Source organism: Methylobacterium sp. ap11, from assembly GCF_900110515.1.
Taxonomy (GTDB): Bacteria; Pseudomonadota; Alphaproteobacteria; order Rhizobiales; family Beijerinckiaceae; genus Methylobacterium; species Methylobacterium ajmalii.
Genome location: NZ_FOEB01000009.1, coordinates 266,674 through 277,154, shown reverse-complemented (window position 1 = coordinate 277,154; position 10,481 = coordinate 266,674). Strand labels below are relative to the sequence as shown.

Genomic DNA, 10,481 nt, shown 5'->3' with positions numbered 1-10,481 from the left:
ACGTGCTTGGCCGGTCTGGTGGTCAGAGCGGGGTGATCAGAACCCGATCCCATCTCGAACTCGGCCGTTAACCGCCCCAGCGCCCATGGTACTGTGTCTCAAGACACGGGAGAGTCGGTCACCGCCAGACCTGCCAAGCACGTACACCTTCCCTCGACACGATCCGGATCGCGCCTTGGCGCGGGGTGGAGCAGCCCGGTAGCTCGTCAGGCTCATAACCTGAAGGTCACAGGTTCAAATCCTGTCCCCGCAACCAAACCACACGAAAAACCCCGCTCGGCATTGCCGGCGGGGTTTTTCGTTTGGCTGATGGCGCTTCAGTAGTTGCGGCGCGTCACGACCCAGATGGCGTGGATCAGGCCGGGAATGTAGCCGAACAGCGTCAGCAGCACGTTCAGGATGAACTGCAGGCCGAACCCGACGGTGAACAGCACGCCGATCGGCGGGATCACGACGAGCAGGATGATGCGGATGATGTCGCCCACGGTATCTCCGTCCTGACGTTTGGAAAACGAAAAGCCACGCTGGGAACGGCGGGGCGCCCGAACTGTTCCCGCGCCGGCGCCCGAAACCTCCCGCCGCGGGCGGGAGGGGAGGGGGGTCACGGCCGCAGCAGCACCTTCCCCATCGCCTCGCGGCGGGCCAGGATGCCGAGGGCGCTGGCGGCCTCCTCCAGTGGGTAGACGCCGTGCACCTTGGCGGAAAGGCGGCCCTCGCGCACCAGCGACAGCAGGCGGGCCTGATTGGCGGCGTGGCCCTCGGGCTCGCGCTTGAGGAAGGCGCCCCAGAACACGCCCTGGATATCGATCCCCTTCAGGAGGGCGAGGTTGAGCGGGATCTTTGGAATTTCGCCAGCGGCGAAGCCGACGACGAGGAAGCGGCCCTTCCAGTTGAGCGAGCGGAGCGCCGGCTCGGAATACTCGCCGCCGACGGGGTCGTACACGACGTCGATGCCGGCCTCGCCGCCGAGCCGCTTCAGGCCCTCGCGCAGGGATTCGCGGCCGTAATCGAGGGTGAGGTCGGCGCCGTGGGCCTTGGCGAGTTCGAGCTTCTCGGCCGAGGAGGCGCAGGCGATCACCCGAGCGCCCATCGCGTGGCCGAGCTCCACCGCCGCCAGCCCGACGCCGCCGGTGGCGCCGAGCACCACCAGGGTCTCGCCGGGCTGCAGGTTCGCCCGGTCCTGCAGCGCGTGCAGCGAGGTGCCGTAGGTGACCGAGAGACCGGCCGCCTGCTCGTCGCTCACGCCCTCCGGCACCCGGGTCAGGCCCGAGATCGGCGCCACCACCCGCTCGCGGCAGGCGCCGTAGCCGAGGTGGACGATGACGCGCTCGCCGACGCGGAACGCCTCGGCGCCCGGTCCGACCGCCTCGATCACCCCGCAGGCCTCGGCGCCGGGCGAGAACGGCAGGTCCGGCTTCACCTGGTAGCGGCCCGCGATGATCAGCGTGTCGAAGAAGTTGAGCGCCGCGACGCTCACCCGCACCAAGGCCTCGCCCGGCCCGGGCACGGGATCCGGCACCTCCTCGATCACCAGGTCGTCCGGGCCGCCGAGCGCCTTGCACAGGAGTGCCTTCATCGCCACCGATCCTCCCCGCCGCGCGTCCGGCGGCTTGCGCCCCGAGAGGTGGGCCAGGCCGCGGCCGCTGGCAAGCCGGCACGCGGTCCCTCAGGGTCGTTCATAGGTCGCGGTCAGGGCGCCCTTGGCGAGGACGTGCCCGTGCATCGCCTCCAGGAGGGCGCCGCGGCCGGGCGTCCCCTCGAGGCCGAGGCGCCGGTTCAGCGCGTAGACCTGGAACAGGTAGCGGTGCGGGCCGTGGCCGGTCGGCGGGTCGGGCGGCAGGTAACCGGCCTTGAGGAACGTGTTCTTGCCGACTTCCCCGATCGTGCCGTCGGAGCCCGGGCTTGCCAGCGCCCCCTCGGCCAGGCCGTCGCTCGTCGGCTCCAGGTCCCATGCGATGGCGTGGACGATCGGCTTGGGCGTCGGGCTGTCGGCGTCCTCGACCAGTAGCACCAGGGCGGCGGTACCCGCCGGAATCCCGTTCCAGGCGAGCGGCGGCGAGAGCCTCTCGCCGTCCTGCGTGAAGCGCGGCGGCATCGCGGCGCCCTCGCCGAAGGCCGGGCTCGTCACCCGGATCGCCTCGGGCGCGCCCTCGAACTTGGCGTGGTAGGCGGTCGTCTCGATGCCGGCGCGAAGGCCCGACAGGGCCTCGCCCAGGGCGTGGGGGATCTTTTCCAGCATGGACCCGTCTCTCCTCGGTGTGTCGCGGCGACAACCGGGGGAGGCGGGTCCGGGTTGCGGCCCTCAGGCGCGCAGGCGCTCGGCCGCGATCATGTAGTTCACCGCCGTGTCGCGGGCGGCGCTCCAGCGATTGGTGAGCGGGTTGAAGACGACACCGGTCGTATCGGTGACGGTCAGGCCGCCGCCCTCGACGGCGTCCTGCAGCTCGTCGGGCGTGACGAACTTGTTCCAGTCGTGGGTGCCCTTGGGCAGCCAGCCGAGGACGTATTCCGCCCCCACGATGGCGAGCGCGAAGGAACGCATGGTCCGGTTGATCGTCGCGGCGAAGAGCAGGCCGCCGGGCTTCACCGCCGTGCAGGCCGTGCGCACGAAGGCCGGCATGTCGGTGACGTGCTCCACCACCTCCATGGCGCAGACCACGTCGAAGCGTTCGCCGGCCGCCACCACGTCCTCGATCGTCTCGGCCCGGTAGCGCACCGGCACGCCGGCCTCGTCGGCATGGGCTTGCGCGATCTTGACGTTGGTCACCGCCGGGTCGAGGCCGGTCACCTCGGCGCCGAGCCGGGCGAGCGGTTCCGACAGGACGCCGCCGCCGCAGCCGACATCGACGAGGCTGAGGCCCGCCAGCGGGTTCGGGGCCAGCGGGTCGCGGCCGAGATGGCGGCAGACCGTGTCGCGGATATAGGTGAGGCGCACCGGGTTGAAGCGGTGCAGCACCCGCATCGGTCCCGTCTCGTCCCACCAAGTCGCGGCGAGGCGATCGAAGCGGGCGACCTCGTCGCGGTCGATCGAGGGTCCGGTCGGTTCGCTCATCGGCGCCAGGCCTTCCTGTGGGCGGGAGAGAAAAGATCTCTCGAAGGGTCTCTCGGCGTCGAGGTAGCGCAGCCGTCGTCCCGGGCCAACCGCCGTGATGCACCGCCGAGGGGACCGCGACGTTGACACCGGCCCGGGGCGCTTGTACCCGCCGGACGCCCACCATCTCGCGCTGCGGCAGACGCGTCGCGAGGGCGGTCGGCGAGAGCAGTTCGCAAGAGCCGTTTGTTCGAAGCAGTTTGTTCGATCGGATCCCCATGCCCCGCCTGGTGATGAAATTCGGCGGCACCTCCGTCGCCACGGTCGACCGCATCCGCAACGTCGCCCGCCACGTCGCCCGCGAGGTACGGGCCGGCTACGAGGTGGCGGTCGTCGTCTCGGCGATGTCCGGCAAGACCAATGAGCTGGTGGCCTGGTGCAAGGACGCCTCGGCCCTCTACGCCCAGTCCGAGTACGATGCGGTCGTCGCCTCCGGCGAGCAGGTCACGTCGGGCCTGCTCGCCATCGTGCTCAACGAGATGGGCCTCAAGGCCCGCTCCTGGCAGGGCTGGCAGATCCCGATCGAGACCTCCGACCAGCACGGCTCGGCCCGCATCCAGAACATCGACGGCGCCCGGCTCGATGCCGGCTTCCAGCGCGGCGAGGTCGCGGTGATCGCCGGCTTCCAGGGCATCCATCCCGAGACCGGCCGCCTGACCACGCTCGGGCGCGGCGGCTCCGACACCAGTGCGGTCGCGATCGCGGCGGCGATCGGCGCCGAGCGCTGCGACATCTACACCGACGTCGACGGCGTCTACACCACCGACCCCCGGGTGGTCCCGAAGGCTCGCCGCCTCGAGCGGGTCGCCTTCGAGGAGATGCTCGAGATGGCCTCGCTGGGGGCCAAGGTGCTCCAGGTGCGCTCGGTCGAGCTCGCCATGGTGCACCGGGTGCCGACCACCGTGCGCTCCTCCTTCGACGACCCCGACGACGCCCGCCCCGGCACCCTCATCTGCGACGAGGACGACATCGTGGAACAGCAGATCATCACGGGCATCGCCTTCTCGAAGGACGAGGCCCAGATCACGCTTCGCCGGGTGAAGGACAAGCCCGGCATCGCCGCCGCCATCTTCGGCCCGCTGGCCGACGCCAACATCAACGTCGACATGATCATCCAGGTCGTGTCGAGCGATGGTGCCGCCACCGACATGACCTTCACGGTCCCGGCCGCCGACTACGAGCGCGCCCGCGCGATCCTGGAGGCGCAGTCCGGCACGGTCGAGTGCGAGCGGATCGAGGGCGCCACCGACGTGGTCAAGGTCTCGGCGATCGGCATCGGCATGCGCAGCCATGCCGGCGTCGCCGCCAAGGCGTTCCGGGCGCTGGCCGAGAAGGGCATCAACATCCGGGCGATCACCACCTCGGAGATCAAGTTCTCGGTGCTGATCGACGCCGCCTACACCGAACTGGCGGTGCGCACGCTCCACGCCCTCTACGGCCTCGACAAGGCCTGACGGGTCCGGCAGCCCTGGGACAGGGCCCGCGACACGTCGCCGAACCGACGCCCCGTCCGCGAATCCCGCGGGCGGGGCGTCGTCGCTTGGGACGGATGTCGCCGCCCGATTCCCAGCGGGCGGGGCCGTAACGCCGGCCTCTCCCCCGGAAGGACGCTTGCCGGCCGGGCGTCGGACTCGCTATACGGCGATGACGGGGCCGATGCGTCAGACCCGCGCGGGCCGACCCTCGGGTTGCGTCGCGCCGGGTCCGGCTCGCTAGAGGGTGGAACACGAGACGATGCCCGCAGCGCCTGGAGGCCCGCGCCTGCTACTGCGCCGCCTTCGCGAGGCCATGGCGGAGCCCGTCGGCCCGCAGGCGCGCCTCGACCGTATCGTCGTCCTGATCGCGTCCAACATGGTCGCGGAGGTCTGCTCGGTCTATGTCCTGCGCGACGACGGCAACCTCGAGCTCTTCGCCACCGAGGGCCTCAACCGCGAGGCGGTGCACCTCACGACCATGCGGGCCGGCGAGGGCCTGGTCGGCCTGATCGCCGCCACCGCCGAGCCGCTCTCCCTCTCCGACGCCCAGTCGCATCCCGCCTTCTCGTACCGGCCCGAGACCGGCGAGGAGGTCTACCACGCCTTCCTGGGCGTGCCGCTCCTGCGCGCCGGCAACACGCTGGGCGTGCTCGTGGTGCAGAACCGCACCTACCGGGTCTATTCCGAGGAGGAGATCGAGGCGCTCCAGACCACCGCCATGGTGCTGGCGGAGATGATCGCCTCGGGCGAGCTGCAGGCGCTGTCGCCCGGCACCGTCAGCGCCTCGCGCCGGGCGCTGAGCCAGTGCGGCGTCGCGCTCGCCGACGGGGTGGGCCTCGGCCACGTCGTGCTGCACGAGCCGCGCATCGTCGTGCGCACCCTGATCGCCGAAAACGTCGAGCGCGAGGCCTCGCGCCTCGACACCGCCATCGCCGAGGTGCGCGCGGCCATCGACGACCTCGTCGAGCGCGGCGACGTCGCGGGGGCGGGCGAGCACCGGGAGGTGCTCGAGACCGTCAGGATGTTCGCCCACGACCAGGGCTGGCTGCGCCGGATGCGCGAGGCGGTGCTGTCGGGCCTCACGGCGGAAGCCGCGGTGGAGCGGGTGCAGTCCGACAACCGCGCCCGGATGCTGCGCCAGAGCGATCCCTACCTGCGCGAGCGCCTGCACGACCTCGACGACCTCGCCAACCGGCTCCTGCGCCAGCTCGTCGGCCGCGAGACGATCGGTCCGGACGCGATGCCCGAGAACGCCATCCTGGTGGCGCGTTCGATGGGCCCGGCTGCGCTCCTCGACTACGACCGCGCCCGCTTGCGCGGCGTGGTGCTGGAGGAGGGCGGCCCGACGAGCCACATCGCCATCGTGGCCCGGGCTCTGGGCATCCCGGCGGTGGGCGAGGTGGCCAACGCCACCGCGCTGGTCGAGACCGGGGACGCCATCATCGTCGACGGCGGCACCGGCGAGATCCAGATCCGCCCCGGGCCCGAGGTCGAGGCGGCCTACGCCGAGAAGGCGCGCCTGCGGGCCCGCCGCCAGGAGCAGTACCGCTCCCTGCGCGACGTGCCGGCGGTCACCCGCGACGGCGTCTCGGTCGGGCTCCAGCTCAATGCCGGCCTCATCGTCGACCTGTCGCACCTGCACGAGACCGGCGCCGAGGGCGTGGGGCTGTTCCGCACCGAGCTGCAGTTCATGGTCGCCGAGCGGATGCCGAGCGCGGCCGAGCAGCAGATCCTGTACGAGACCGTGTTCGACGCGGTCGGCGAGCTGCCGGTGACGATCCGCACCCTCGATATCGGCGGCGACAAGGTGCTGCCGTACATGAAGGCCCTGGAGGAGGAGAACCCGGCGCTCGGCTGGCGGGCGATCCGCATCGGCCTCGACCGGCCGGGCCTCCTGCGGATGCAGCTGCGCGCGCTGCTCAAGGCGGCGCGCGGTCGCCCGCTCAAGATCATGTTCCCGATGGTCGCGACCGTGGACGAGTTCGTCCAGGCGAGGGGTATCGTGGAGCGCGAGAAGGCGCACCTCACCCGCCACGGCTACCCGCTGCCGTCGGAATGCCGGCTCGGCGTGATGGTCGAGGTGCCCTCGCTGCTGTTCCAGATGGATGAGATCGCGGCCGAGGCCGACTTCCTCTCCGTCGGGTCCAACGACCTGATGCAGTTCCTGTTCGCGGTCGACCGCGAGAACCGCCAGGTCGCCAACCGCTTCGATCCCCTGAGCGCCGCGGCGTTGCGCGCCTTCCGGCTCATTGCCGAGCGGGCCAACGCCGCCGGGACCCCGGCGACGGTCTGCGGCGAGATCGGCGGGCGGCCGCTCGAGGCGATGGCGCTGATCGGCCTCGGCTTCCGCGCCCTGTCGATGTCCCCGGCCTCGATCGGCCCGGTCAAGGCGATGGTGCTGGGGATCGATGCCGGCGCCGTCGCGGCCTTCCTGGAGCAGGAACTGGCGCGGACCAAGGATGGCGCGTCCCTGCGCCCGGCGCTCGCGGCCTTCGCCGAGGAGCATGGCGTCCCGATCTGAGCGGGCCACGTGCGCGCACCGACCCGAAAGCGGTCCGGTGACCCGGATCGACGATGACGTAACGTTGGGAAAGATCCGCTCCGGCCGGGGAGTGGGAGCCTGTTTGACCGATCGATATAATCTAACCTACAAGCAACCTCATCCTGAGGTGTTGGCGATCGGAGATCGCACGCGATTAAAGATCGACTGACCTCGAAGGAGGGCTCCAGAAGTCTCCGAGATCACTGGATCCCTCCTTCGAGGCTCAGCGATCTTCGATCGCCCGCGATCTATGATCGCCAGTATCTCAGGATGACGTGGAGGATAGGATAAAAAATCCCCTCTCGATCGTGTCGTTGTAATTCAAACAGGCTCCGGGAGATCTGAACGGCGCGCCGTTCGTGACCATCGCCGTCATCGAACGCCCGACCGGATCGGCTTTCGCCGTCACGATCGGGCTGGGCTCGCGACCTGTCCCTGACAAGCGGGGTCGCGAGATTGCCACCTCGCGGATCGTCGCCTGGAAGACGGAGCGGGCGGATCCTGCCCGCTGAGATCCCGCACGGCCTCGGAGTGCGGCAGGGCGGTTTTCGGCGTCGGGCTGGATCCGGCGTCTCGACGGCCGCCCTACCGGCCGGGCGCGCGACCCGTCCAGCTCGCCTGGGCCTCGGTGTCATCCCACGCCGAACCGACCGGCTGCAGGACGACCCAGGTTTCCGCCAGCCGGCCGGCTTCCGTACGATAGGATTGCAGACCGGCGCGGGTTCGCAGCTCGCGGCTTTCGAGGTCCGTCCATCTCATCGTGAAGCGAAACCAGGCGCGATCACCGTGGAAGTTGTGATCGTAGACGATGATCCTGAGATCGGGCCGCGCCTGCCTCAAGCGCGAGAGTTCCGCTGCGTAGTCCTCGCGGGCGACGGTGCGGTCGCCCATCTCGTCGTGCCGGACGTAGTACGGCGCGACGCAAGACTCGACGAGGTCGAAGGCGCCCTCGTGCCAGACGCGCTCCCAGCGGTCGAACAGATCCTCCAGCACGGTGGCATCCATCGCGGTCGGCTCCCTCTGCGAGATCGACCGTTCGCAAGCCCCTTGCCAGGTCGGTCGGCCGAAGGCTCGGGTGTGACGGGCGGTGCCGTACTGCCATGGTGCAAGCGCGTGCGAGCCCGCACCGACTCCCCATCCCCCGCAGACCTGCTATACGCGGCACCATCTCCGGCACCGGGCGCGGGCCGCCCCGGCTGAACCGTCCGCTGCGCATGGCCTTATCCTTCGTATGATCGCGATCCCGTCCGACCGTCTCGACGCCATCCTGGCCCGCCACGACATCGTCACCGCTATCCTGAGCGCCGGCGAGGCCGACGCGGAGAGCTTCGTCCAGCTCTCGCGGGAGCTCTCCGACCTCGATTCCGTCGTCGAGGCGATCCACGCCTTCCGGGCCGCCGAGACGGCGTTGCACGGGGTCGAGGAGATGATCGCCGAGGGCGATCCCGAGATGCGGGCGCTCGCGGCGGAGGAGAAGCCGGAGGCCGAGGCCGCCCGCGACGGCGCGGCGCGCGCGCTCCAACTCCTGCTCCTGCCCAAGGACGCGGCCGACGAGAAGAGCGCGATCCTCGAGGTGCGCGCCGGCACCGGCGGCGACGAGGCGGCGCTCTTCGCCGGCGACCTGTTCCGGATGTATTCCCGCTACGCCGACCTGAAGGGGTGGAAGGTCGAGGTCATCTCGGAGAGCGCCGGCACGATGGGCGGCTACCGCGAGGTCGTGGCCGAGGTGAAGGGCCGGGGCGTGTTCGCCCGGCTGAAATTCGAGAGCGGCGCCCACCGGGTGCAGCGCGTGCCCGACACCGAGACCCAGGGGCGCATCCACACCTCCGCCGCCACCGTCGCGGTGCTGCCGGAGGCGGAGGAGGTCGACATCCAGGTCAACGAGTCCGACCTGAAGATCGACACGATGCGGGCGCAGGGCGCCGGCGGCCAGCACGTCAACAAGACCGAATCGGCGATCCGCATCACCCACGTGCCGAGCGGCATCGTGATTTTCGTCCAGGAAGAGCGCTCGCAGCACAAGAACCGGGCCCGCGCCATGGCGCTGCTGCGGGCCAAGCTCTACGACCAGGAGCGCAGCCAGAAGGACGCCGCCCGCGCCGCCGACCGCAAGTCGCAGGTCGGCAGCGGCGACCGCTCGGAGCGGATCCGCACCTACAACTTCCCGCAGGCCCGGGTGACCGACCACCGCATCAACCTGACCCTCTACAAGCTCGAGGAGGTGATGGCCGGCACCGCCCTCGACGAGGTGGTGGACGCGCTGATCACCGAGCACCAGGCGGCGCTCCTCGCCGCCGAGGGGATGGCGTGATCGCGCTGGCCCCGGAGACGAGCCGGATCGCGGCCCGCGCCCGGGCCGTGGACGTCCTCGTCGCCGGCGGCATCGAGACCGCCGCCCTCGACGCCCGCATCCTGGTCGAGGAGGCGCTGGGCGTCACCGCCACCGACCTCGCCCTGCGCGGCGACGCGCCGGTCGGCCCGGAGGGGGCGGCGCGGCTCGCCGCGTTCCTGGCACGCCGCGCCGCCGGCGAGCCGGTGGCCCGCATCATCGGCGCCTGGGAGTTCTGGGGCCTCCCCTTCGCCCTGTCGCCCGAGACCCTGGTGCCGCGGCCCGACACCGAGACCCTGGTCGAGGCCGCCCTCGGCCTCGGCCTGCGCCGGGACGGCGCCCATCGCCTCGCCGATCTCGGCACCGGCTCGGGCTGCATCCTGGTGGCGCTCCTCAGCGAGTGGCCGCGGGCCTGGGGCCTCGGGCTCGACCGCTCGCCAGGAGCCCTGCGCACCGCCCGGGCCAACGCCGCCCGCAACGGCGTCGGCGATCGCGCCGCCTTCGCGGCCGGGGACTGGGCCGCGGCGCTCGCCGGGCCCTTCGACCTCGTCGTCGCCAACCCGCCCTACATCGCCAGCACGGTGGTCGACGGCCTGTCGGGCGAGGTCCGCGACCACGATCCCCGGCTCGCCCTCGACGGCGGCCCCGACGGGCTCGACGCCTACCGGGCGATCCTCGCCCAGGTGCCGCCGCTGCTCGCGCCCGGCGGGCATCTCGTGGTCGAGATCGGCTACGACCAGGAGGCGGCGTTGTGCGGGCTCGCCGCGGCGCACGGGCTCACGTCCGAGGTCCGGCGCGACCTCGCCGGGCATCCGCGCGTCGTCGTGATGGCGCCGCGGATCGCGACGTGACGCCGATCTGTCGGGTTCCTGACGCATTATCCCCGAAACCGGCCCGGACGAGACGGGAAATCGACTCGAAATCACTTGGCGGCGCCGGCCGAAACCGCTAACGTCCCAGGGTAGATCGTGAACGGTCCGGATATCACAGCCAGGCTCGGTTCTTGGGCGCGACATCGGGCGCGGACCTTCGGACGATCTTCCA

The 10,481-nt window shown here is 71.1% G+C and carries 10 protein-coding genes, 1 tRNA gene and 1 rRNA gene; 7 read left to right on the top strand and 5 right to left on the bottom strand.

Going from position 1 to position 10,481, the window contains the following annotated elements; all coding sequences use genetic code 11:
- The first annotated feature begins 14 nt into the window (after positions 1–14).
- A 5S ribosomal RNA gene (gene rrf / locus BMX97_RS16110) occupies positions 15–130 on the top strand.
- A gap of 49 nt (positions 131–179) precedes the next feature.
- Positions 180–256 (top strand) — tRNA-Met (locus BMX97_RS16105).
- 61 nt (positions 257–317) lie between these two features.
- Here BMX97_RS16105 and BMX97_RS16100 read toward each other — a convergent pair.
- The 4 genes from BMX97_RS16100 to ubiG all read right to left on the bottom strand — a co-directional run bounded on the left by BMX97_RS16100 (position 318) and on the right by ubiG (position 3,052).
- Entirely contained in the window at positions 318–485 is a 168-nt protein-coding gene (locus BMX97_RS16100) for a YqaE/Pmp3 family membrane protein (protein ID WP_064504300.1), read from the bottom strand.
- A 116-nt stretch (positions 486–601) separates the two neighbouring features.
- Entirely contained in the window at positions 602–1,576 is a 975-nt protein-coding gene (locus tag BMX97_RS16095; protein WP_091752037.1) for an NADPH:quinone oxidoreductase family protein, read from the bottom strand.
- A gap of 90 nt (positions 1,577–1,666) precedes the next feature.
- A complete protein-coding gene (locus tag BMX97_RS16090; protein ID WP_091752033.1) occupies positions 1,667–2,239 on the bottom strand; it encodes a YbhB/YbcL family Raf kinase inhibitor-like protein in 573 nt (190 codons plus the stop codon).
- A gap of 63 nt (positions 2,240–2,302) precedes the next feature.
- On the bottom strand, positions 2,303–3,052 hold the full coding sequence (gene ubiG / locus BMX97_RS16085) for a bifunctional 2-polyprenyl-6-hydroxyphenol methylase/3-demethylubiquinol 3-O-methyltransferase UbiG (RefSeq protein ID WP_091752031.1): 750 nt from the start codon (positions 3,050–3,052) through the stop codon (positions 2,303–2,305).
- Positions 3,053–3,309: 257 nt separating this feature from the next.
- Between ubiG and BMX97_RS16080 the strand changes: the two genes are divergently transcribed.
- From BMX97_RS16080 to BMX97_RS32910, 3 genes are all read left to right on the top strand, one after another.
- On the top strand, positions 3,310–4,545 hold the full coding sequence (locus BMX97_RS16080) for an aspartate kinase (RefSeq protein WP_091752028.1): 1,236 nt from the start codon (positions 3,310–3,312) through the stop codon (positions 4,543–4,545).
- A 280-nt stretch (positions 4,546–4,825) separates the two neighbouring features.
- Positions 4,826–7,087, top strand: coding sequence for a phosphoenolpyruvate--protein phosphotransferase (gene ptsP, locus BMX97_RS16075; RefSeq protein ID WP_091752025.1), 2,262 nt, complete (start codon positions 4,826–4,828; stop codon positions 7,085–7,087).
- A 380-nt stretch (positions 7,088–7,467) separates the two neighbouring features.
- Positions 7,468–7,620, top strand: coding sequence for a hypothetical protein (locus BMX97_RS32910; RefSeq protein WP_177202241.1), 153 nt, complete (start codon positions 7,468–7,470; stop codon positions 7,618–7,620).
- A gap of 73 nt (positions 7,621–7,693) precedes the next feature.
- Here BMX97_RS32910 and BMX97_RS16070 read toward each other — a convergent pair whose 3' ends face one another.
- Entirely contained in the window at positions 7,694–8,113 is a 420-nt protein-coding gene (locus tag BMX97_RS16070) for an ester cyclase (protein WP_091752023.1), read from the bottom strand.
- 226 nt (positions 8,114–8,339) lie between these two features.
- Here BMX97_RS16070 and prfA point away from each other — a divergent pair, with 226 nt between their 5' ends.
- Positions 8,340–9,419, top strand: coding sequence for a peptide chain release factor 1 (gene prfA / locus BMX97_RS16065; RefSeq protein ID WP_091752020.1), 1,080 nt, complete (start codon positions 8,340–8,342; stop codon positions 9,417–9,419).
- A 5-nt stretch (positions 9,420–9,424) separates the two neighbouring features.
- Positions 9,425–10,288: a peptide chain release factor N(5)-glutamine methyltransferase gene (gene prmC / locus BMX97_RS16060; protein WP_280142800.1), complete on the top strand. Its 864-nt coding sequence runs from the start codon at positions 9,425–9,427 to the stop codon at positions 10,286–10,288.
- The last annotated feature ends 193 nt before the right edge of the window (positions 10,289–10,481 follow it).